The organism is Thiothrix sp. UBA5583 (genome assembly GCA_002425225.1).
GTDB classification, from domain to species: domain Bacteria; phylum Pseudomonadota; class Gammaproteobacteria; order Thiotrichales; family Thiotrichaceae; genus Thiothrix; species Thiothrix moscowensis.
In genome coordinates, this window is the sequence record DILV01000040.1 from 1 (window position 1) to 21,050 (window position 21,050).

Annotated in this window: 22 protein-coding genes and 1 riboswitch; of the genes, 8 read left to right on the top strand and 14 right to left on the bottom strand. The window is 54.9% G+C overall.

Features of this window, described 5'->3' with window-relative positions:
- Nucleotides 1–503: tetratricopeptide repeat protein (locus B2U47_RS16800; RefSeq protein ID WP_296683970.1), on the top strand; the 503-nt coding region annotated here is incomplete at its 5' end.
- A 58-nt stretch (nucleotides 504–561) separates the two neighbouring features.
- Here the strand turns inward: B2U47_RS16800 and gcvP are convergent.
- The 3 genes from gcvP to gcvT form a co-directional block, all read right to left on the bottom strand.
- Nucleotides 562–3,495 carry an aminomethyl-transferring glycine dehydrogenase gene (gene gcvP / locus B2U47_RS16805; protein WP_296676892.1) on the bottom strand — a complete coding sequence of 978 codons (2,934 nt, stop codon included), beginning with the start codon at nucleotides 3,493–3,495 and terminating at the stop codon, nucleotides 562–564.
- A 142-nt stretch (nucleotides 3,496–3,637) separates the two neighbouring features.
- Nucleotides 3,638–4,024, bottom strand: coding sequence for a glycine cleavage system protein GcvH (gene gcvH / locus B2U47_RS16810; RefSeq protein ID WP_296676889.1), 387 nt, complete (start codon nucleotides 4,022–4,024; stop codon nucleotides 3,638–3,640).
- A gap of 20 nt (nucleotides 4,025–4,044) precedes the next feature.
- Nucleotides 4,045–5,124, bottom strand: a complete 1,080-nt coding sequence (gene gcvT / locus B2U47_RS16815) for a glycine cleavage system aminomethyltransferase GcvT (RefSeq protein WP_296676886.1) — start codon at nucleotides 5,122–5,124, stop codon at nucleotides 4,045–4,047.
- Nucleotides 5,125–5,318: 194 nt separating this feature from the next.
- Nucleotides 5,319–5,419, bottom strand: a riboswitch (glycine riboswitch).
- Between the two features lie 84 nt (nucleotides 5,420–5,503).
- Here gcvT and B2U47_RS16820 point away from each other — a divergent pair.
- Nucleotides 5,504–6,076 carry a YceI family protein gene (locus tag B2U47_RS16820; protein WP_296676883.1) on the top strand — a complete coding sequence of 191 codons (573 nt, stop codon included), beginning with the start codon at nucleotides 5,504–5,506 and terminating at the stop codon, nucleotides 6,074–6,076.
- On the opposite strand, the gene B2U47_RS16825 is transcribed toward B2U47_RS16820, so the two are convergent.
- The 4 genes from B2U47_RS16825 to B2U47_RS16840 are packed head-to-tail and all read right to left on the bottom strand — an operon-like array spanning nucleotide 6,073 to nucleotide 9,579.
- The gene (locus B2U47_RS16825; protein WP_296676880.1) at nucleotides 6,073–6,651 is read right to left on the bottom strand and encodes a PqiC family protein; all 579 of its coding nucleotides are present in this window, start codon (nucleotides 6,649–6,651) and stop codon (nucleotides 6,073–6,075) included. The two genes, B2U47_RS16820 and B2U47_RS16825, sit on opposite strands and share 4 nt — an antisense overlap.
- A 2-nt stretch (nucleotides 6,652–6,653) precedes the next feature.
- Entirely contained in the window at nucleotides 6,654–8,312 is a 1,659-nt protein-coding gene (locus B2U47_RS16830) for an intermembrane transport protein PqiB (RefSeq protein ID WP_296676877.1), read from the bottom strand.
- Nucleotides 8,313–8,966: a paraquat-inducible protein A gene (locus B2U47_RS16835; protein WP_296676875.1), complete on the bottom strand. Its 654-nt coding sequence runs from the start codon at nucleotides 8,964–8,966 to the stop codon at nucleotides 8,313–8,315. It lies immediately after the preceding gene.
- The gene (locus B2U47_RS16840) at nucleotides 8,950–9,579 is read right to left on the bottom strand and encodes a paraquat-inducible protein A (RefSeq protein ID WP_296676873.1); all 630 of its coding nucleotides are present in this window, start codon (nucleotides 9,577–9,579) and stop codon (nucleotides 8,950–8,952) included. Before B2U47_RS16840 ends, B2U47_RS16835 begins: the two co-directional genes overlap by 17 nt.
- Before the next feature lie 120 nt (nucleotides 9,580–9,699).
- Between B2U47_RS16840 and B2U47_RS16845 the strand changes: the two genes are divergently transcribed.
- Entirely contained in the window at nucleotides 9,700–11,361 is a 1,662-nt protein-coding gene (locus B2U47_RS16845) for a cation:proton antiporter family protein (RefSeq protein WP_296676871.1), read from the top strand.
- A 113-nt stretch (nucleotides 11,362–11,474) separates the two neighbouring features.
- Nucleotides 11,475–13,646: a hypothetical protein gene (locus B2U47_RS16850; protein ID WP_296676870.1), complete on the top strand. Its 2,172-nt coding sequence runs from the start codon at nucleotides 11,475–11,477 to the stop codon at nucleotides 13,644–13,646.
- Between the two features lie 75 nt (nucleotides 13,647–13,721).
- Here the strand turns inward: B2U47_RS16850 and B2U47_RS16855 are convergent, their stop codons facing one another.
- From B2U47_RS16855 to B2U47_RS16875, 5 genes are all read right to left on the bottom strand, one after another.
- Nucleotides 13,722–14,312 (bottom strand): DUF938 domain-containing protein, encoded by a 591-nt coding sequence (locus tag B2U47_RS16855; protein ID WP_296676868.1) that lies wholly within the window; start codon nucleotides 14,310–14,312, stop codon nucleotides 13,722–13,724.
- Between the two features lie 60 nt (nucleotides 14,313–14,372).
- Nucleotides 14,373–14,660, bottom strand: a complete 288-nt coding sequence (locus B2U47_RS16860) for a thioredoxin family protein (RefSeq protein ID WP_296676865.1) — start codon at nucleotides 14,658–14,660, stop codon at nucleotides 14,373–14,375.
- A 24-nt stretch (nucleotides 14,661–14,684) separates the two neighbouring features.
- Nucleotides 14,685–15,734 carry a permease gene (locus tag B2U47_RS16865; protein ID WP_296676862.1) on the bottom strand — a complete coding sequence of 350 codons (1,050 nt, stop codon included), beginning with the start codon at nucleotides 15,732–15,734 and terminating at the stop codon, nucleotides 14,685–14,687.
- A 16-nt stretch (nucleotides 15,735–15,750) separates the two neighbouring features.
- The gene (locus tag B2U47_RS16870; RefSeq protein ID WP_296676860.1) at nucleotides 15,751–16,053 is read right to left on the bottom strand and encodes a hypothetical protein; all 303 of its coding nucleotides are present in this window, start codon (nucleotides 16,051–16,053) and stop codon (nucleotides 15,751–15,753) included.
- Nucleotides 16,054–16,163: 110 nt separating this feature from the next.
- A complete protein-coding gene (locus tag B2U47_RS16875; protein ID WP_296676857.1) occupies nucleotides 16,164–16,508 on the bottom strand; it encodes a metalloregulator ArsR/SmtB family transcription factor in 345 nt (114 codons plus the stop codon).
- Nucleotides 16,509–16,660: 152 nt separating this feature from the next.
- Between B2U47_RS16875 and B2U47_RS16880 the strand changes: the two genes are divergently transcribed.
- Both B2U47_RS16880 and arsJ read left to right on the top strand, forming a co-directional pair.
- A complete protein-coding gene (locus tag B2U47_RS16880; RefSeq protein ID WP_296676901.1) occupies nucleotides 16,661–17,659 on the top strand; it encodes an ArsJ-associated glyceraldehyde-3-phosphate dehydrogenase in 999 nt (332 codons plus the stop codon).
- Nucleotides 17,659–18,921, top strand: a complete 1,263-nt coding sequence (gene arsJ / locus B2U47_RS16885; RefSeq protein ID WP_296676853.1) for an organoarsenical effux MFS transporter ArsJ — start codon at nucleotides 17,659–17,661, stop codon at nucleotides 18,919–18,921. Before B2U47_RS16880 ends, arsJ begins: the two co-directional genes overlap by 1 nt.
- On the opposite strand, the gene B2U47_RS16890 is transcribed toward arsJ, so the two are convergent.
- Both B2U47_RS16890 and B2U47_RS16895 read right to left on the bottom strand, forming a co-directional pair.
- Nucleotides 18,918–19,745 (bottom strand): Fic family protein, encoded by an 828-nt coding sequence (locus B2U47_RS16890; RefSeq protein ID WP_296676850.1) that lies wholly within the window; start codon nucleotides 19,743–19,745, stop codon nucleotides 18,918–18,920. The two genes, arsJ and B2U47_RS16890, sit on opposite strands and share 4 nt — an antisense overlap.
- Before the next feature lie 31 nt (nucleotides 19,746–19,776).
- Nucleotides 19,777–20,112 carry a hypothetical protein gene (locus B2U47_RS16895; RefSeq protein ID WP_296676847.1) on the bottom strand — a complete coding sequence of 112 codons (336 nt, stop codon included), beginning with the start codon at nucleotides 20,110–20,112 and terminating at the stop codon, nucleotides 19,777–19,779.
- A 207-nt stretch (nucleotides 20,113–20,319) separates the two neighbouring features.
- On the opposite strand from B2U47_RS16895, the gene B2U47_RS16900 reads away from it, so the two are divergent.
- Both B2U47_RS16900 and B2U47_RS16905 read left to right on the top strand, forming a co-directional pair.
- On the top strand, nucleotides 20,320–20,640 hold the full coding sequence (locus B2U47_RS16900) for a toxin-antitoxin system TumE family protein (RefSeq protein WP_296676844.1): 321 nt from the start codon (nucleotides 20,320–20,322) through the stop codon (nucleotides 20,638–20,640).
- A complete protein-coding gene (locus tag B2U47_RS16905) occupies nucleotides 20,637–21,014 on the top strand; it encodes a hypothetical protein (RefSeq protein ID WP_296676842.1) in 378 nt (125 codons plus the stop codon). The genes B2U47_RS16900 and B2U47_RS16905 overlap by 4 nt, the downstream gene beginning before the upstream one ends.
- The last annotated feature ends 36 nt before the right edge of the window (nucleotides 21,015–21,050 follow it).

The following is a 21,050-nucleotide window of genomic DNA, read 5'->3' on the forward strand; positions in this document are numbered from 1 at the left end:
TCCTCAAAAAGTCGCTCGCCATTCAACAGGAAATCGGCGACAAATCTGGCGAAGGCACTACCCTCAACAATATCTCGCAAATCTATTCTGCTCGCGGCGACTACGACACCGCTCTCGACCTCCTCAAAAAGTCGCTCGCCATTCAACAGGAAATCGGCGACAAATCTGGCGAAGGCACTACCCTCAACAATATGGCGACAACTGCTCATGCTCGCGGCGACTACGACACCGCTCTCGACTTCCTCAAACAGTCGCTCGCCATAAGACAGGAAATCGGCGACGTGGCGGGTTTGTGCGCGACTTTATTCAACATGGGGCATATCCATTTGCAAAATGAAGAAATCGCAGAAGCCCTACAAGCATGGCTAACGGTTTACGGCATCGCCAAACAGATCAATCTGGCAAATGTGCTGCAAGCACTGGAAAGTTTGGCAGGAAACCTTGGCTTACCGGGTGGGTTACAAGGCTGGGAAGCCTTAGCACAGCAAATGAACGCAGAATAAATCCCTCTTATCCCCCCTCTACCGCTTGGCGGGAGAGGGGGCTAGGGGGTGAGGGTCTTTACCGATAACTCTCCACACTCGGACAAGAACACACCAGATTCCGATCCCCATACACATTATCAATCCGGTTCACGGTAGGCCAATACTTCGCCGTCGGGCTGACCCCACACGGGAACACTGCCTCGGTCTGGCTGTAAGGGCGTTCCCAAGCATTCACCAAATCATCCAGCGTATGCGGCGCATTCACCAGCGGATTATTGTCCGCAGGCCACACACCCTCCTGCACCTTGCGAATCTCTTCCCGAATCGCAATCATCGCATCGCAAAAACGGTCAAGCTCCTCTTTCGGCTCGGATTCGGTCGGCTCAATCATCAGCGTCCCCGCCACCGGAAACGACATGGTAGGCGCGTGGAAACCGTAATCCATCAAGCGTTTAGCGATGTCCGACTCATCAATCCCCGAAGCCGCCTTCAACGGACGAATGTCGAGAATGCACTCATGCGCCACCCGCCCATTTGCCCCCCGGAACAGCACCGGATAATGCTCAGCCAAGCGTTGCATGATGTAATTGGCGTTCAAAATCGCCATCTCCGTCGCCCGCTGCAAACCCGCCGCGCCCATCAACTTAATGTACGCCCACGAAATCGGCAGGATCGCCCCACTCCCATACGGCGCAGCCGACACCGCCCCCATTCCATCACTCTTAAGCCCCTCGCCCCTTGAGGGAGAGGGGTTGGGGTGAGGGGTTTCTTCCACATGCCCCGGTACAAACGGAGCCAGATGCGCCTTCACCCCAATCGGCCCCATGCCAGGGCCACCGCCGCCGTGCGGAATCGCAAACGTCTTGTGCAAGTTCAAATGCGATACATCCGACCCCATTTTGCCCGGTTTCGACAAGCCCACTTGCGCGTTCATGTTCGCACCATCCATGTATACCTGCCCACCGAACTGATGCACGATGTCACAAATTTCCACGATGTCTTGCTCAAACACCCCGTGCGTAGACGGATAAGTCACCATCAGGCACGACAAGTTGTCGGCGTGTTTCTCGGCTTTCGCCCGCAAATCCGCCACATCCACGTTACCGTTCGCATCGCACTCGACCACCACCACCTTCAGGCTCACCATCGCCGCCGACGCCGGGTTCGTGCCATGCGCCGAACTCGGAATCAAACACACATCGCGATGCCCCTGCCCAATACTCGCCTGATAACGACGGATCGCCACCAACCCCGCGTATTCGCCCTGCGCCCCCGAATTCGGCTGCATCGAAATCGCATCATAGCCGGTGATTTCCACCAACCAATCTTCCAGTTCCTTAATCATGGCGCGGTAGCCCACCGTCTGTGCCTGTGGCGCAAACGGGTGAATATCCGCAAATTCTGACCAAGTAACCGGCAGCATTTCGGTGGTCGCATTCAACTTCATGGTGCAAGAACCCAGCGGAATCATGCCGTGCGCCAACGAGAAATCCTTATTTTCCAAGCGTTTCAGATAACGCAACATCTCCGATTCCGAATGGTGCGTATTGAATACCGGATGCGTCAGGAAATCGCTAGTGCGCTGGTAGCCGGATGGAATCCCACTGAAACCTTCTGCAACAACCGCAGCGTCCAGCGCATCCACATCCAAGCCATGCCCAGCACCCAACAATACGTCGAACAACTCGGCAATGTCCGCCCGCGTTTTACGCTCATCAATGCTGATACCGATGTTGCCATCAGGGAAATGGCGGAAATTGATGCAGGATGAATAATCCCCCCCATCCCCAGCCCTTCCCCCGCAAGGGGTGAAGGGAGCAAGAGAGGAAGATTTGACGACCGTCAGCGTATCAAACCAAGTGTCATTCAACAGTTGGACACCCTTCTGCTGCAAGCCCTTCGCCAGAATATTCGTCAGGCGATGAATCCGCCCTGCAATCGTCTTCAGCCCTGACGCGCCGTGATACACTGCGTAGAACCCCGCCATATTCGCCAGCAACGCCTGAGCCGTGCAAATATTGGAAGTCGCCTTCTCACGGCGGATATGCTGCTCACGGGTTTGCATCGCCATGCGCAACGCTTGCTTGCCGTGGCTATCAATCGAAACACCGATCACGCGCCCCGGCATGGTGCGCTTGAACGCATCCTTGGTCGCAAAGAACGCCGCATGAGGCCCACCAAAGCCCATTGGCACGCCGAAACGCTGCGAGTTACCCACCACGACATCCGCGCCCATTTCACCGGGAGCTTTCAACATCACCAACGCCATCAGGTCAGTTGCCACGCACACCAACGCTTTTTGGGCATGGGCTTGTTTAATCAGGGCTTCCAGATCGCCGACTTCGCCAGTCGTGCCGGGGTATTGCAACATTGCCCCGAAAACTTCGTGCTGCGCCAACTCGGTATACGGGTTGCCGATCACCAATTCAAAACCGAAGAATTCCGCACGGGTTTTCAGCACGTCGATGGTTTGCGGATGCACATCCGCACCTACAAAAAACTTATCCGACTTGAGTTTGTTGGAACGCTTGCACAACGTCATCGCTTCCGCCGCTGCGGTCGCTTCATCCAGCAAGGAGGCATTAGCAATGTCCATGCCCGTCAAATCCGTGACCATTTGCTGGTAATTGAGCAAGCCTTCCAGCCGCCCTTGGGAAATTTCCGGCTGATACGGCGTATACGCGGTGTACCAACCGGGGTTTTCCAAGACATTACGCAAAATGACGGGCGGTACGATGGTGTCGTAATACCCCATACCGATGTACGACTTGGCAACGGTGTTTTGTGCCGCCAACTGCTTGAGGTAAGCCAGCGTTTCGGCTTCAGAACGGCTGCTATCGACTGCCAGCGGTGCATCCAGACGAATGCTGGCAGGCAAGGTGCTGTCAATCAGCGCGTCCAGTGACTCCGCACCGACGGCTTGCAGCATCGCTGCGGTATCCGCTTCACTGGGGCCAATGTGGCGGGCAATAAAATCATCGTGTTGTTCAAGTTCGTACAAGGTTGTCATTTAATCGTTACCTGCTGTGTTCTTCCCCCCCATCCCCAACCCTTCCCCCGCAAGGGGTGAAGGGAGCAAGATGGAAGAAGGGAGTGCTTCTTGTTCCTTCCCCCCCTAGCGGGGGAAGGTTAGGATGGGGGGTTCTTAAAAATTACTCGTCACATTCCGCTTTGTATGCGTCTGCATCCAGCAGTTCGCCCAGCGCGTCTTCATCATCCACGCGCATGGTGAACAGCCAGCCATCACCGTAAGGGTCGGAATTAATCAGTTCCGGCGAGTCTTGCACCGCTTCGTTGCTCTCGATAATCACACCGGGGACAGGGGCGTAAATGTCAGAAGCTGCCTTGACGGATTCGGCAACAGCGCAACCATCTTCCGCGCCGAATTCTGTACCGGGTTCAGGCAAATCAACGTGTACGAGGTCGCCCAGCAATTCTTGCGCATGGTCAGTAATGCCGACGGTCACAGTGCCGTCGCCGTTGTCGCGTACCCATTCGTGGGATTTGGTGTATTTCAAGTCAGAAGGAATATTGCTCATGTTGTCACTCCAAAATTTGATTACAAAACAGATTTGCCATTGCGGGCGAAGACAGGTTTTACCACTTTCGCCGGGTGCAATTTGCCGCGAATATCGACGTTACAGGTATCGCCACAACTTGCCGGAACCCGTGCCAGCGCAATCGCTACGCCGAGTGTAGGCGAAAAAGTACCACTGGTGGTTTCACCTTCGCCACCTTCACAAACAACTTTCATGTGGCTGCGTAAAACGCCCTTACCTTCCAGTACCAGCCCGACAAATTTTTGCGGGATTCCGGCGGCTTTCAGGGCTTCCAACGCGCTGCGACCAATAAAGTTACGGTCTTCCGGCTGCCAGGCAATCGTCCAACCCAAACCCGACACTAATGGGGAAGTGGTTTCGTCCATGTCCGTGCCGTAAAGGTTCATGCCTGCTTCCAAACGCAGGGTATCGCGTGCGCCCAAGCCAATCGGCTTGATGTCGGCGGCAAGCAGTGCGTCAAAGACTTTGTGCGCTTGCTCGTTGGGGAACATCATTTCAAAGCCGTCTTCGCCGGTGTAGCCAGTGCGGGCAATGAACCAGTCGTTGACGAATGCACCGTAGAAAGCCTTGAGTGGCTCGACAATAGCAACTTCGTTGGCAGGCATAATGCCCATGACTTTGGCGCGTGCATTGGGGCCTTGCACCGCAATCATAGAAAGGTCGTCACGTTCGGTCAGGGTGGCATCGAAGCTGGCAATTTGCTGTTGCATCCACGCAATGTCTTTGTCGCGTGTGCCTGCATTCACCACAATACGCCATTGGGTTTCGGTGATGAAATACACGATCAAATCGTCGATGACCGTGCCTTCGGGGGTCAACATACAGCTATACAAAGCTTTGCCGGAATCTTTCAGCTTATCAACGTTATTGGCGAGCAGGTATTGCAAAAAGGCTTTGGATTGCGCCCCCACGAGATCGAGGATGACCATGTGCGACACGTCAAACATCCCGGCATCGTTGCGGACTTGGTGGTGTTCTTGCAGTTGTGAGCCGTAATGGATGGGCATTTCCCAGCCCGCGAAATCGACCATTTTCGCACCGGATTCAAGGTGCTTGGCGTAGAGTGCAGTACGTTGCATTGTGTTATTCCCAACTAACAGGCATAAAAAAAGGGCGGCAGACCGCTTAAAGTCTGCCGCCCCTCTGTCCTGTTACCTGAGAGATTCCCGAATTTTACCCCTCACCCCAACCCTCTCCCTCAAGGGAAGAGGGGGTAAGAAATCCGGTTACTACCCTTCGGTGAGTGCGTCCGCACTGCTCTCCAGAGTCAGATATAGTTCTGCCAGTCCTTTTGCCTGAGCGTTTCCGGGCGGAATTGCGCCTTCGGCGGTTGCGGCAAGCATCTGCTGCGCAACTCTCTTCTGCCAGTGTTTACTGAATGCGGGGCATTGTACAATGAGAGTTCTGCATAACCAAAGCACCAATCAGCAAAACTCACTGCAAAGGAATAATCAACCGATGAAACGCACCCTGCAACTTGTTTCCGCAACCCTATTGGCTTTCGTCTGCTCTATGGGAACTGCCCTCGCCGACTGGGTACTCGACAACAGCAAATCTGCCCTGTATTTCGTCTCGATCAAAAAAGACCATGTGGCTGAAACCCACACATTCAAGGAGCTTTCCGGGCGGATCACATCCGCAGGCATGGGCAATCTGGACATCAATCTGACCAGCGTCCACACCAATGTGGATATTCGTGACGAGCGTATCCGCGACCATCTGTTTGAAACCAAAACCTTTGCAAAAGCCAGCGTCACGGTTGACCTGAGCAAGAGCGGCGTGAAACCCGGCATTCAGCCAGTCACGGTCACACTGGATTTGCACGGGGTAAAAAAGGAAGTGCAGGCACTGGTCGCACTGACCGAAGTGGGCAATAGCGTACAAGTTGCCACCGTTGCCCCCATCCTGCTGAATGCGGCTGATTTCGATCTGGCGGGCGGGCTGACCGCGATGCGCGAAATTGGCGCGGTGGAAAGCATCAGCAATGCTGTGCCGGTGACGTTTTTCCTGAGCTTCGTCAAACAAAGCTAACGGGCAATTGCCAAACCTTGCACCACTTGCGCAGCAAGCTCTGCCAGCAGGGCACTTTGCGCTTTGACAATGCCATCGACACCGGCTTCGCTGGCATTGCGTTGCAGCGTAAACGGCGTTGAGCGCAGGATTTTGCCATCACTGCCTGCCTGAAGCTGCCACAAACCGCGCAACACCACCCTGCCACCCGCAATGCCGTCAAATTGGTCAAGTTTGAAAGCCACCTGATATTGCGGGGTCTGGCTGAGTTCCCACGGAACAACCTGTACCCGCGTACCGGGCAAGCTGGCTTGCAAGTAGCTGCTCAAGACAGTGAGCAATTCATCTTCCAGTTGCCCTCCCCACAAATGGGTGTCGGAAACTTCCAGGGTGGTGGCATCCTTGCGGATGACCATGCCTTCACGATCCAGCAGGGTTGGCAGAGTCACGGGGCCAACCCCAAGGCTGTTGATGCGGGCGGAAACATCGGCAGCAACCACAGTATTGCCGGTATCCACCGCGAGGGTGTGGTACAGAGTTGGTGTGCTGCTACAGGCAGACAACAGCAACAGGCTCAACAACACAGGTTTCTTCATGCTTAATCCTTACCCTTGATCAGGGAACTCGGCTGGCGTTGCAGGGTTTCGGTCAGGCTGCGCACCGAGCGGGAAGCGGCGGTCACTTCTTCCAGCATTTCCTGCAACTGGTATTGTGTCGGTGAATTCTGCGCAGTCAGGCGGTCAATATTTACCAGAGAACCTTGCAGCTTTTGCAGGGTTTTGGTGACTTCCTGAGTCACACTCGGCAGCGTTTCTCTGTCTACGGTTTCCAGCACTTTTTTGGCAGCTTTGACAGCTTGTTCCGCTTCTGTCAGCACGTTATTGAGGTTGTCAACGGCCTTGTCGAGCTTGCCACTGTTGACCAGTTTTTTGATGCCATCCAGGGTTTCCTGCAAGCTGCCCATGATTTCGGTTGCCATACCGGGCAGGTCATCCAGTGATGAACCCACGGTCGGAAATTCGCTGTAGAACTGGGTGACAGTAATCTGTGCTGCTTTGGGTTCTTTTTCCATGCTCAGAGCGATGAGCTTGTTGCCGGTCAACAAGTTGCCGGTTTCCAGCCTCGCCCTTAGACCCTTTGCCACCAGTTGGTGCATGGCGGTTTCGGCATCCTGCTTGCTGATCTTTTCGTCGAAATGCTGCGGCTGGATGGAAACCAGCACTGGAATACGCACATCCAGCGTTGCCCTGTCCATGTGCATGTCGATGTTTTCCACCTGCCCGACCGGAATGCCCTGAAATTCCACCGGCGCACCCACGGTCAGACCACGTACCGAACCGCCAAAATACATGACGTAATACAGTTTCTGGCTGTACTGCTTTTCCTGCGCGGCAGCGTAATTGCGGTAAAGGATGAATTCTGCCCTCTCTGCGCTGACATCCCCCCCGGCGATGGATTTGGGCGTATCAAAGGCAATACCGCCAATCAGCAGCGACGTCAGCGATTCCATGCGGAATTCTGCCCCGGAAGCGGTCACATTGAATTCCGCTCCACTGGCATTCCAGAAACGGGTATTGCTGCGCACCAGTTCGTAATACGGCTGTTTGTCGCCCCCCTGATCGCGGATGAAAATTTCCAGACGGATCTGGTTCATGTCCGGTAACGGTTCATAATTGATGACTTCACCGACTGTCAGTTGCTTGTAAAACACTGGCGAACCCACATCAATCGACCCCAGCGAGTCGGTCAACAGGAAAAAGCGCCGCCCCTTGGCAGAAGGCACAATCACTGGCGGACGTTCTTCGGCAATGAAGTCGTAAGATTCTGGCTCATTATTGGTTCCCGGATCCATGCCGATATACGTCCCGGACAGCAGCGTGGTCAGGCCGGAAACGCCTGAGCGGTTGATGCGCGGCGACACCACCCAGAAACGGGCATCACTGCCCAGATGCCCACCGATTTCCTTGTTCAGCTCAATGTCCGCGATGACGGACTGCAAATTCTCATGCAAGCGCAGCTTCTTGACCTTACCCACCGCAACCGCCTTGAAACGCACCTCGGTCTTGCCCTCCGCAATCCCTTCCGCACTGGCAAACTGCACCGTAATGGTCGGGCCTTTCTGCTGCCACATCTGGAACAGCAACCAGAACCCCACCAACAAGGCAGCCAGTGGAATCAGCCACACCGGCGAAGGCCAACGCTGCTCACGTACCTCCACATCCGGCAAACCATCATCATGCAATTGCACGTTACTCATTCAACCTCGTTCCTCTTGCCGGGACAAATCCCAGATCAGGTGCGCATCCAGGGTACGGGCGGCAAACATGGTCAATACCACCACTGCCGCAAACGACAGGCTACCTGCGTTGGCTTCCACCCTTGCCAGATTGCCGAATTGCACCAGCCCCACCAGAATGGCTATCACGAACATATCCACCATCGACCAGCGCCCCACATGCTCAATAACCTTGTACAACATCAGGCGGTCACGTTGCCGCCAGCGTGACTTGAGCTGGATCGTGACCAGCAGGAAACCCAGTGTCAGCAGTTTCAGCAACGGCACGACTACACTTGCCACAAACACGATCAGCGCCAGCGGCCACTGCCCGGAATGGAGCAAGCGGAACACCCCGCTGATGATGGTATCCGGCTGCCCTGAACTCAGCTTGTAAAAACTCATGATCGGCATGACATTGGCAGGGATGTACAGAATCATGGAAGCAAGCAGCAACGCCCAGGTCACTTCAATACTGTTGGACGGTTCCCGCCAGCGCAGCCTTGCCCCGCAACGCGGACATTGCAACACAGTGTAACGGTCTGTCCTCTTTGGCGGATGACTCAGACAGCCACAGGTGCGGCACTGGAGCAAACCGGCCTCGCGTGCCGTTTTTGCCTTAATTTGTTGCTGCATCCGCTTTGCCCCGTTCCAGTTCCCGCCAGACCGTAAAAGGATCGAGCATGGCAGTTGCCGCCGCCATAATCAGCACCAGCCCGGCAAATGACCAGAACGCAGCCCCCACAATCAGGCTTGCCATATCCCCCAGCTTGACCAGTGCAACCAGCATCCCCAGCATGAACACTTCCAGCATTCCCCACGGCTTGAGTTCCCGCATCCAACGGAACAGCACAATCGCCAGTCCAGGCTGCCAGCGAAAACGAATGGTCAGCAACACCCACAGCAACGACAGCAACTCCAGCAGCGGAAACAGGATGGTATTCAGGAACAGTAACACCGCTACCATCTGATAACCCTGCGTCCAGAAAGCCTGGCTGGCTCCCAGCAGGTGCAATTCGTATTCCACCCCCTGCGAGCGCAAACCCAGCAAGGGAAACACATTGCTGAGCAAAAACAGGATCAAGCCAGCCAGTGCCAAGGCCAACACAGATTCCAGCATGTTGGCTCGGTTGCGGTACAACACCGAACCACAGCGCTGACAGCTTGCCACTTTCCCCACAGCCACAGGCCGGTAGCGGTGCAATTGACCGCATTCCTGGCAAGCAATGCTGGAAGAAACCTCAATCATCGACAGCCCCACTGTTTAAGTCCGCCCAGTATAAACGATTGCTGTAAGCTGGAACATTTTGTGCTGGATAAGCCTCCAATGTAACGGTAGGCTTGCAGAAAAAATAACACGGGGGCAATCATGCACGAGCTGACACAGGAGCTTTACGGCAACTTGGGTACATTACTGGCATCCATCGACTACCGCGACCCGATCTGGATTATCGTCGCCTATCTGTTCGGTTTCATCGTCTGGCAAATTGGCCTGCCGCCACTGGTGGGTTTCCTGCTGGCGGGTTTCGTCCTGAACATGGCGGGTGCATCCGGCGGGGAATTCATCCATGAAATGGCGGATCTGGGTGTTACCCTGCTGTTATTTACCATCGGCCTCAAGCTGAATGTGCGCCAGTTGTTGCGCCCGGAAGTATGGGGCGTTGCCACTGCCCACATGGGAGCCATCAGCTTGGGCATTGGTGCATTGCTGTGGCTGCTGGCAGGTTTTGGCATCCCGCTGCTAACCGGCCTGACGCCTGCCTCTGCGTTGCTGCTGGGGTTTGCCCTGTCGTTTTCCAGTACCGTGTTTGCGGTAAAAGTGTTTGAAAACAAGGGCGGCATGGGTTCGCAATACGGGCGAGTAACCATCGGGGTGCTGATCGTGCAGGACATCGCTGCCGTGGTTTTCCTGGCGGCTTCCACCGCCAAACTGCCCTCCCCCTGGGCTGCCGTGACCCTGTTTGGCTTGCTGGCAAGCCGCCCGCTGCTGGTGTTGCTGCTGAAACGTGCCGGGCATGGCGAGTTGCTGATCCTGTACGGGCTGGTACTGGCGCTGGGTGGCTCCACCCTGTTTGAACTGGTTGGTCTCAAGGGCGATTTGGGTGCACTGTTTTTCGGGGTACTACTGGCACAACATCCCAAAGCCAGCGAACTGGCAAAAGCCCTGCTCAGTCTCAAGGATCTGTTTCTGGTCGGCTTTTTCCTCAGCATCGGCATGGCGGTAACGCCGTCGTGGGCAACGGCTGGTGTGGCTTCGTTGCTGTTGTTGCTGATCCCGGCGAAAACCCTACTGTTTCATGTGCTGTTTGCCCGTTTCCGCCTGCGAACCCGCAACGCCACACTGGCCTCGCTGGCATTGGCAAACTTCAGTGAATTCGGCCTGATCGTCGGTGCCATTGCCGTCAGCAACCAGTGGCTGGCGCAGGAATGGTTGGCGGTGCTAGCGATTACGGTAGTGCTATCGTTCATCATTGCATCCCCGCTGAACATTTATGCCAATAGCGTTTGCCAGCGACTATGCCCCTGGCTGTACCGGCTGGAACACAACCAGCGCCTGCCGGAAGACACCCCCCTGCATTTGGGCAACACCCGTACCCTGATTTGCGGCATGGGGCGCATTGGCAGTGGCGCTTACCGGCAACTGGAAAACAGTGACAACCAGGGAACTGTCATCGGGGTAGATTTCGATGACGACAAGGTAAAACGCCACCAGCAGGCAGGGCATCGCGTATTGCACGGCGATTGCAGTTCCCCGGAATTCTGGCATCGCATCCATCCTGACGAACAACATCTGGAAACCCTGTTGCTGTGTATGCCTAACCATCAGGCCAACCTGAAAACAGCGGAAGCCGCCCGTGCCTGGGGCTTCAAGGGGCATGTTTCTGCTGTGATCAAATACCCGGAAGAAGCCCCCCAGCTTGACAAGGTGGGTGTCAACTCGGTGTTCAACATATATGCCGAACTGGGTGGCAGTTTCGCGCAGAATGTCCAGCACAAACTTGCCCGCAGTGAGGGAAAAACAGGATATTGATCCAGAGCGACCGATTTACACCACGAACGGCTTGAACCGGCAGCGGATTTGTTTTACAAGGAGACCGGATCGCACATTATCAGACTTCACTAATACGGGAGAGACAGAAACACATGGCTACACGGGAAGAACTCAGCGCACAAGCATCCGCCTGCAACGATGCAGCCTCTTACGCCGCCCTCGCCAAACAGGCTGCCGCCGAACCGGCTGACCTCGATTATGCGAAAGAACTGCTGGCAAAAGGCGAATCCAACTGCTCTTTCCCCGACCATTACGTCGCTGTGGCCGAAAGCTATGTTGCCGCTGGCGACAAGGACAAGGCCGCTGCCCTGTATGAAGAAGCCGCCGGAGCCTGTTTCGACGCCAAAGAAAAAGCCCTGGTCGGCTACAGCATCGCCCTGCACCTTGGCGACAAGGACAAAGGCCGTGCCCTGCTGGAAGAAGCCATTGGCGAAACTTCTAACACCAACGAACTGCTCTCCTTTGCCGCTTACGTGCAGGAAGCCCTGCAAGACAATGCCCTTGCCAACAAACTGTTCAGCAAAGTCACTGGCAAGTGCAAAACCATCGCCGATTTCCAAACCCTCGCCGCCGGTATCCTCAAGGACGGCAACGCCAATGCCGCCCGCATGGTGTTCAAGAAAGCGTCCCCGTCCAGCAGCGAAACCGCCGATGTAGTCACTTTCGCCACTGGCTTGAAAACCCTGTTTGGTGATGACAAGGAAGTGGCAGATACCCTCGCTGACGCCGAAAGCGGCTGCATGTTCCCGGCACAGTTCGTTGCGCTGGCAGGTGGCTTCATGCAACTGCTCGGCGACAAGAACAAAGCCGAAGAACTGTTGGAAAACGGCAAGAATTTCGCCATGAGTGGGCAGGAAAACCTCGACCTTGCCACCGGTTATGCCAGCCTGCTGGGCGACCAGTCGACCGCTGCCGAACTGTACAACAATGCACTGGGCGAATTCAGCCAGAAAGACGACCTGCTCAAACTCGCTGCTGCCGCTGCTGCCAACATGGATGACAAAGGCATCGCAGGCAAGGCATACGACAAACTCGCCAGCAAACTCAATACCGTCACTGATCTGGCAATGCTGGCCAAAGCCGTCAACACCAACCTTGGCGACAAGGATCGGGTAGCCAGCATTTACGCCGCTGCCGAAGCCAAGGCCGACACTGCCTCCGCACTGGTTTCCCTTGCCGCTGAAGTCAACGCCAGCCTGCAAGACGCCGCCAAAACCAACGCGCTGTATAGCAAGGCCGTCAACGTTTGCAAGGTCTACAGCGACAGCAGCAGCGTGCTGGATGCACTGGCAAAAACCACTCCCGACGCCGCCCTCGCCAGCAGCGCCCTGCAAAAGGCGATGGAACTGACCGAAACCAACGCCCAAGTGCTGGACGTTGCCCAACGCGCCCAGAAACTCGGCGACAGCGCCATTACCGTACAGGCACTCGACAAGGCCGAAGCCAACGTCAGTTCACTGGATGAAATGCGCAAACTGGCAATGGCTGCCAAACAACTGATGGCTGATGACGCCGAACGCAACACCCGCATCGGTGACAAACTCGCCAAACGCGAAGCCAGCCAAGCGCGTTATGTCGAATTCCAGAATCAGGAAAAAACCCTTTCCCGCCCCAAACAGTTCATCGACCTGGCAGGTGCGGTGATGTCTGAGCTGGACGACGCTTCCTACGCTACCCAGTTGCTGAATACTGCCGAAGAAAAGATGCAGGACTCCGGCAGCTTCAGCTTTGCCGCTTACCAGCCGCTGATCCTCGCAGTCGGCAATCTGGTCAAGGACAAGGCATGGCTGGGGCGCTTGCTGGATTTGGCGGCTGCCAACAGCAATACCTTCGCGCAGGTACGCAACCTCGGCGAAACCGTGTGCAAGCAACTGGCTGACAGCGCGTTTGGCAAGGAATGGACACAGAAATTCTACGCCGACCAACTCGCCAAGCTGGACAGCAGCAATGCCAGCACCTTCGAGTACAACAAGCTGGCAAAAGCGGTCAAGGAACACCTCGGTGACGACGCGCAAGCCCAGCAGATTCTGGATAAGGCCGAAGCCAAAGCACAAAACCATTTCCACTTTGCCTATCTGGCGGAACTGGCGCAAAACTGGGGCAATGGCGGCAAGGCCGACAGTCTGTATGCCAAAGCCGTGGCTGCTTGCCAGAATGCGGGGCAACAGCGTGAACTAGCGGATTTGATGCAGAAAGCGGGCGTGACGGCTAATCTGCCGCAGATAGGAGCCGAAGCGCAGCGTGGTAAAGGTCACTACTGGTAAGACCATCAACCCCGGCATTCCTCGTTCCACACAAGGTGGGATGCTGGGTTTCAGGAGGTGGTAGGTCTCATGGCCTTACCCCTTCCACCACACCAGCGTCCGGTTATTTACCGGCATCTCAACATCATGAAGCAAGGTCATCCCCGCAGCCACTGCCAACCGCTTCAGGTCATCCACATCCCGAATTCCGCTGTATGGATCACGCATTTTTAGCCACTGATCAAAGCGGGCATTACTCTCACTGGTGTATTGCCCTGCGTAGTTGAATGGCCCGTACAGTACAAACAACCCGTTCTGATGCAGCAGTTTGCCAATACCTGCGAACAGGGCTTCCACTGCCAGCCAGCCCATGATGTGGGTGGTATTGGCGGAAAACACCGCATCCACCGCCAGATCAGGCCACGGGTCACGCAACACATCCAACGCTAACGGTGGGCGGGTATTCGGCAAGGCTGCCTCTGCTAGCCACAGGTTGATACCGGGGTGGTTTTCCGCCATATCACTGGTATGCCATAGCAAATGTGGCAAATGGGCAGCAAAATGGACAGCATGTTGCCCCGTACCGCTGCCTATTTCCAGCACACTGCGGCAATCGCGGAACAGTGGCGCGATGACTGCAAGAATAGGGGCTTTGTTTTGTTCACAGGATTCGGAGAATGGTTTCATCTCGCAATCATTACTCATCGGATAACATGCCAGCGAAGTTGATTTGTCATTGCCAGCATCTTAGCAGCACTTGCCGCCACTGCAACAGCCACCGGCTGCCGTTGCTGCGGCTGCGACACCACCCAGCCAGCCTTCCACCGCAACCCTAGACGGAATACCGCCTGCGTGGACGACCTTACCATCCACCACCACGCCGGGGGTGGACATCACACCGTAGCCCATGATGGAAGGCAGGTCTTCGACCTTTTCCATTTCCACCGCCACATCTTTTTCTTTAGCCACATCTTCGATCAGCTTGAAGGTGGTTTTACAGTTGGCACAACCGGTGCCGAGGACTTTGATTTGCATGGAATACTCCCTGCTTTAGTAACGTTACAAAACGAGATTAAAAATATACCCAACCAGCAGGATGCCGCCTGCTACCACGCCAATAAAGGTGGTAATCAAACGTGGTTTCAGCACTTTGCGCAGGATGATCATTTCCGGCAAAGACAGCGCAATCACGCTCATCATAAAAGCCAGCACCGTACCGAGAGCCGCACCTTTCGCCAGCAATGCCTGCACGATAGGAATAACCCCGGCGGCATTAGTATACATTGGCACACCCAGTAATACCGCCGCAGGTACTGCCCACCACACATCTGCCCCCATGAACGAAGCCATGAAATCTTGCGGCACATAACCGTGGATCAGCGCCCCCAAACCAACGCCAAGCACGATGTAAGGCCAGACTTTTCCGACGATTTCGCGCACATGCCCGAAACCGTGCTGGATGCGTTCCCCCCAAGACATCGCACTTGCACCGACATTGCCAGCGGATTGGGTATTTTGCATCTGACGAACCCAATCTTCGAGGTATTGCTCCATGTTCAGCCTGCCTATCAACATCCCTGAGAAAATCGCAATCAGCAAACCCATAACCAGATACAACGCGGCAACTTTCCAGCCAAACAAACCGAATAGCAGGATCAGCGCAACTTCATTCACCATCGGCGCAGCAATCAGGAATGAGAATGTCACACCCAGCGGCACACCTGCTTGCAAAAAGCCGATAAACAACGGCACGGCAGAACAGGAACAAAATGGGGTGACGATTCCCAAGGTTGCCGCCATCGCATTGCCCACGCCCAACCGCTTACCGGAGAGCATGGCACGGGTACGTTCTGGTGAGATGAAAGTGTGAATAATACCCATCACAAACACAATGCCGATCAGTAGCAGCAACACTTTCGGCATGTCATAGAAAAAGAACTGCAACGCCCCACCAAGGTGGCTATCACGCTCAACAGGCAGTGCAGCAACCAATGCTTCCGAAGCCGGAATCAGCGAGCGGTACAACAAAAACCACACCACGACTGCCAGCAGCAGGAACAGCAACGGTTGTTGCTCGGGAAAGCGTCGTAATTGTTGGATGGATTGCATCGGTCGTCTCCTAACGTTAGCAGCACGCTTGCCCGGATGCCGTCGGTGTGCAACAAGCACCACCTGCTTCCACCACAGGCGCAGCAACGGACTGCTCATCAAAAGCCGTATCCAGCTTCTGTGCAGCTTCGTCACGGATATGGCGGGCAATGTCTACTACGGTATTGATGTGATCTTCAGACACGCCCAAGGAGCGCAGACGTTGCAGTTGGCACAGCCCCATTGCCGGGTGCTTTGCTGCAATGCCAGCCGCCAGTGACACCAGCGCGACGATGGAAGGATGCAAGGGTGGGGTTGGATTGTTACGCATATCACTCATAAGGCATATTCCTCGTCATACGGTTTGTCGCCTTGCACGATCAGGAAGTTTATAATATTCGATTTAGCAGATATACTAAAGAGTGTGGTTTCAGGTAGTGAAGTATCCATTCAGCCTGCACAGTTTTCCCCGGTGCGGCTGGCATTCTCCAAACGCTGCTGATCTAGCTGAAACAGGGTTTCAGTCATGCTGCCTGAATACAGGTTGCCCAAGGCAGTTCCAGCCCAAGTGGGTAGGTCAGGGTGCAGGCGATAATACACCCACAATCCGGCTTTGCGGTCTTGCAGCAAACCGCTTTCGCGCAGAATGGCGAGATGGCGGGAAATCTTCGGTTGCGCCAGTTCCAAGGCTTGTGTGAGTTCACAAACGCATAATTCACGCCCGCTTGCCAGCAACAACAGGATGCGCAGGCGGGTTTGGTCAGCAAGAGCTTTGGTGAAGACTTCCAGTTGCATAATCATTCGGTGGTGATTGAGGATGATGGGCAGTATAGCGCGGTCGCACCTACCTCGCAGGCATATAGCAAAATGAACTTATGATGACAGCTATTCAAATATATTCGCACAAGCGCATATAACGCACCCCATGACAACAGACTTTGGAGAAAATCATGGCAAACATCGGCATCAATGGCTTCGGGCGCATGGGGCGTCTAGGCATCCGCGCGGCGTGGGGTAATCCGGCTTTCACGTTCACACAGGTCAATGAAATTGCGGGTAATGCGACCACTTCCGCACACTTACTGAAATTCGATTCCGTACAAGGCATCTGGCAGCCGGAATGCAGTGCGGATGATGCCAATATGTTTGCTGATGGCAAAACGATTGCCTACACCTCCAACAAGGCGATCAGTGAAACGGACTGGTCGGGCTGTGACATCGTGTTGGAATGCACTGGCAAGTTCCGCAAGGTTGAGCAGTTACAGGCGTATTTCGACCAGGGTGTGAAAAAGGTTATCGTGGCTGCACCGGTCGAAGGTGCACTGAACATCGTCTACGGCGTGAATGACGATTGGTACAAGCCGGAAGAGCATCACTTGCTAACAGCTGCTTCCTGCACCACCAACTGCCTTGCGCCAGTGGTGAAAGTCATGCACGAAAAGGTCGGCATCAAGCACGGCTGCATGACCACGCTGCACAACATCACCAATACCCAGACCATCATCGACAAGGGACACAAGGATTTGCGCCGGGCGCGGGCTTGCGGCGAATCCATGATCCCGACCACCACCGGTTCCGCCAAGGCCATCACCAAAATCTTCCCGGAACTGCAAGGCAAGCTCAACGGCCATGCGGTGCGGATTCCTTTGCTGAATGCTTCCCTGACCGATTTTGTGTTTGAAGCAGCACGGGAAGTGACAGCGGAAGAACTGAATGGCTATTTCAAGGAAGCGTCTGAAACCTACCTGAAAGGCATTCTGGGTTACGAAGAACGCCCACTGGTGTCGGTGGATTACAAAGGCAACCCGCTGTCATCCATCATCGACGCGCCTTCCACCATGGTCATCGACGGCACGCAGGTGAAAGTTTATGCGTGGTACGACAATGAATGGGGCTACATGAACCGCATGATGGAATTGGCGGCGAAAGTGGCTGCGAGTCTCTGATGAACATTGACCTGCGCAATTACCTGACCGTCACGTTCGGCTACTGGGCATTCACCCTGACCGATGGCGCAATCCGTATGCTGGTGGTGCTGTATTTCCACCAATTGGGCTACTCGCCGTTTCAGGTGGCGATGCTGTTCCTGTTCTACGAATTTTTCGGCATCGTCACCAATCTGGTAGGCGGTTGGCTGGCGGCGCGGCTGGGTCTGAATGTCACCATGCACATGGGGATGCTGATGCAAATCGTGGCGTTGGGGATGCTCGTTCCCACTCACTTGCTGTCTGTACCGTATGTGATGTTTGCGCAAGCCCTTTCCGGCATTGCCAAAGACTTGAACAAGATGTCCGCCAAAGCCAGTGTGAAAACACTGGTTCCTGCCGATGCGGATGCCCGTTTGTTCAAGTGGGTAGCGGTGCTGACCGGCTCCAAAAATGCGCTGAAAGGAGCTGGTTTTTTCCTTGGGGCAGCGTTGCTGCAAGTTGCCGGGTTCCAGTATGCGTTGCTGATCCTGGCGGGTGGCTTGTTTGCGGTAACGTTGGTGACATTGGCTCTGTTGCCGGAAGAAATCGGCAAGTCGAAAGCCAAGCCCAAGTTTTCCCAGGTGTTTGCCAATAATGCCGCCATCAACTGGCTGTCGGCAGCGCGGTTCTTCCTGTTCGGAGCGCGGGATGTGTGGTTCGTGGTGGCTGTACCCGTGTTCATGGCGAGCGTGCTAGGCTGGAGCTTCATGCAGGTGGGTACGTTCATGGCAGCGTGGGTGATTGGGTATGGCATTGTGCAGGCCAGTGCGCCTGCCTTGTTACGCTTGAAAGAACACGCGCCGGGTGCGGGTGCTGCGCAATTCTGGGCATTGGCGTTGCTGCTAGTTCCGGCAGGGATCGCTGGCGCATTGGGGCAAGGCTGGGCTGCCGGAACAGTGCTGGTTGCCGGGCTATTACTGTTCGGGGTGGTGTTCGCCCTCAATTCCGCGCTGCATTCCTACTTGATCTTGGCCTATGCTGACCATGACAAGGTGGCGCTGAAGGTCGGGTTCTATTACATGGCGAATGCAGGCGGCAGACTGGCTGGAACAGTGTTGTCCGGCTGGAGTTATCAGCACTATGGGCTGGAAGGCTGTTTGTGGTTTTCTGCCGGGTTTGTGCTGGTGGCTTTGCTGTTGTCATTGCCGCTGACCAGCCGTTACGAATTCCGCGACAAAGTGACCACCAAAGTCACCCTCGCCCATTGCGGGCGAAGTCATCGCCAACCCCGGCTGGGCTAATGCAATTCCGCCAGAATCACCCGCTGTGTATCCAACATGGAATCAGCAATGAAATCCAGAAACGGTTCGATGTCGCCCCTATCCGCCGCTGCGAGGGCTTGCAGGTAAATCCGCCGCTTGGTGTTGCGCACAATCACGGGGGTATAGCCCTGAATCATCAAAATCAGGTTCATCAATATCCGCGCCCCCCGCCCATTGTCATCATCGAAGGGGTGAATTCGCACCATGTTGTAGTGGGCAATTCCCGCTACCGTGACGGCATGAAGCTGGTTCAGATTTGCGTTTACCCAGTCACATAATTGCTGCATTTCCAGTGGGACTTGTAACGGTTCGATGTAATGGTGGATTGAACCATCCTGTTGCAACACATGGTTCGGCTGCGATTTATACTGCCCCGGCGTGGCGAGCTTTTGTACCCGTTGCCATTGAGAATTCAGTGCAGGGGTAGATTGCACGCCAGCCAGCAATAAGGCATTGAGTTCCTTGATCAGCCCTTCGCTGATGGTGCGTTTCTGCGCTACCACATCAAACAGCAGGTCGATGGCTTCGGCATGATTGCGGGCATCGAGAAAGTCCTTGAACGGCTTGCCCTCGACCGTCAGCCCTTCCTGTAAAAAGAAGATGGTTTCACCCAGCGTCAGGGTGCTGCCTTCGATGGCGTTGCTGTCATACGTCCATTCGGCGCGGAGTTTTTGCTGGAGGGGTTGCCAGCGGTCAGGCTGTTGCGTGCGCAAATGCTGGATGTCGGCTTGCGCGGCGTCGATAGCTGCCAGTTTGCTGGTCAACTGGGCGGAGGGCTGGAATTGGTAGGAAGGGTTTTGCATACGTTATACTTCTAGCATAAATACCGTTAGTTCAGGAAAGCAAAGCTGCCGCCGCAGTCACTGCCGTGCCAATCGCTGCCTGATGTTCAACAACGAAGCCACCAACATCGGTCATGTCTTTGGCAACGTTGGTCAGTTCACGCAAACCACCCCAGAGTTTACCTAACACCGATTGGCTTTTCTCTGTTGGCTGCTTTTCGTCGGATTTCACCGCTTTGCGCACATCGTAAACGGCTTCCAGCACATCATCGGATAGGTGAGCTTTGTGGCATAGCATTTCATCCAGCACAGAACTGATGATTTGGCGTTGGTCGGCAGTGATGGTGACGTTATCCGAGTTATATGTCGAACCGTGTTCTGTGGCCAAATTTTTATTAGCGATAAGCAGTCCAAAATAGGTAATGCTCGTAGGGCATTCCTCCACGCATACCACACCAGCATATCATGTCCTTTCTCGCGACAAAGCGTCTCAAGGTCTTCTTTGGTGGGGAGTTCTGCCATGTAAGTCCAGTTCGTGATTGAGGTCAATGCAAGCATTTTGGCACGAATGGAGGGGGATTTCAGCAGAATAAATATGGTTCTTTACACCATAAACCTGCAATGCCACAATATTCCCATGCCAGCTACCAAACTACTGCACACCAAAGAAGAATATGCCCAAGGTTTCGTGGAAATCGTGATCTGGCACGTTCCCAAGCCTGTTCCGCCGTCGGAGCATCCATTCAAATATCGACTGGTCTACATCGTCGATGGTGAGAGGGTGGTCGGCTACGACAACGAACGCGGCAAGGGCGACCACAAGCATATCCGAGGGCTTGAACTATCCTATGATTTTCAAAGTCCAGTCCGTTTGGTGGCGGATTTCATGCAAGATATTGAAGGGGTAAACACATGAGCGAACGTATTCTAACCATCAAAGTCGGCTCTGGCATCCAGTCCTCATTAGCACTCGCCCAACAGATGATGGAACGGTTGGAGATCGGCGAAGAACCCGCCCCTTACTTCGGCGTAGGCTTCAAAAACGTCAGCCAGATGCTCAGTGTTTTCACTCCTAAACGCTGGGACTTGCTGGCAACGTTACGCGAACACGGCGCAATGAGCATTGCCGAACTCGCCCGCACCTTGCAACGCGACTACAAAAACGTCCACAACGACGTGGAACGCCTGATGGAATGGCTTGCCATCGAACGTGATGCCAACGGCAAAATCTTTACGCCCTATTCAGAAATCGTGGTGGATGTGCATTTGCCCCAGCAAAAAGCGGCGTGAGCTTGAACAAAATGTCCTTTTCCCCACAATCCCCTG

Bases quoted from the DNA above. Each gene is read 5' to 3' on its own strand.
- gcvP (WP_296676892.1), bottom strand. From the start codon at position 3,495: ATGACAACCTTGTACGAACTTGAACAACACGATGATTTTATTGCCCGC.
- gcvH (WP_296676889.1), bottom strand. From the start codon at position 4,024: ATGAGCAATATTCCTTCTGACTTGAAATACACCAAATCCCACGAATGG.
- gcvT (WP_296676886.1), bottom strand. From the start codon at position 5,124: ATGCAACGTACTGCACTCTACGCCAAGCACCTTGAATCCGGTGCGAAA.
- B2U47_RS16820 (WP_296676883.1), top strand. From the start codon at position 5,504: ATGAAACGCACCCTGCAACTTGTTTCCGCAACCCTATTGGCTTTCGTC.
- B2U47_RS16825 (WP_296676880.1), bottom strand. From the start codon at position 6,651: ATGAAGAAACCTGTGTTGTTGAGCCTGTTGCTGTTGTCTGCCTGTAGC.
- B2U47_RS16830 (WP_296676877.1), bottom strand. From the start codon at position 8,312: ATGAGTAACGTGCAATTGCATGATGATGGTTTGCCGGATGTGGAGGTA.
- B2U47_RS16835 (WP_296676875.1), bottom strand. From the start codon at position 8,966: ATGCAGCAACAAATTAAGGCAAAAACGGCACGCGAGGCCGGTTTGCTC.
- B2U47_RS16840 (WP_296676873.1), bottom strand. From the start codon at position 9,579: ATGATTGAGGTTTCTTCCAGCATTGCTTGCCAGGAATGCGGTCAATTG.
- B2U47_RS16845 (WP_296676871.1), top strand. From the start codon at position 9,700: ATGCACGAGCTGACACAGGAGCTTTACGGCAACTTGGGTACATTACTG.
- B2U47_RS16850 (WP_296676870.1), top strand. From the start codon at position 11,475: ATGGCTACACGGGAAGAACTCAGCGCACAAGCATCCGCCTGCAACGAT.
- B2U47_RS16855 (WP_296676868.1), bottom strand. From the start codon at position 14,312: ATGAAACCATTCTCCGAATCCTGTGAACAAAACAAAGCCCCTATTCTT.
- B2U47_RS16860 (WP_296676865.1), bottom strand. From the start codon at position 14,660: ATGCAAATCAAAGTCCTCGGCACCGGTTGTGCCAACTGTAAAACCACC.
- B2U47_RS16865 (WP_296676862.1), bottom strand. From the start codon at position 15,734: ATGCAATCCATCCAACAATTACGACGCTTTCCCGAGCAACAACCGTTG.
- B2U47_RS16870 (WP_296676860.1), bottom strand. From the start codon at position 16,053: ATGAGTGATATGCGTAACAATCCAACCCCACCCTTGCATCCTTCCATC.
- B2U47_RS16875 (WP_296676857.1), bottom strand. From the start codon at position 16,508: ATGCAACTGGAAGTCTTCACCAAAGCTCTTGCTGACCAAACCCGCCTG.
- arsJ (WP_296676853.1), top strand. From the start codon at position 17,659: ATGAACATTGACCTGCGCAATTACCTGACCGTCACGTTCGGCTACTGG.
- B2U47_RS16890 (WP_296676850.1), bottom strand. From the start codon at position 19,745: ATGCAAAACCCTTCCTACCAATTCCAGCCCTCCGCCCAGTTGACCAGC.
- B2U47_RS16900 (WP_296676844.1), top strand. From the start codon at position 20,320: ATGGTTCTTTACACCATAAACCTGCAATGCCACAATATTCCCATGCCA.
- B2U47_RS16905 (WP_296676842.1), top strand. From the start codon at position 20,637: ATGAGCGAACGTATTCTAACCATCAAAGTCGGCTCTGGCATCCAGTCC.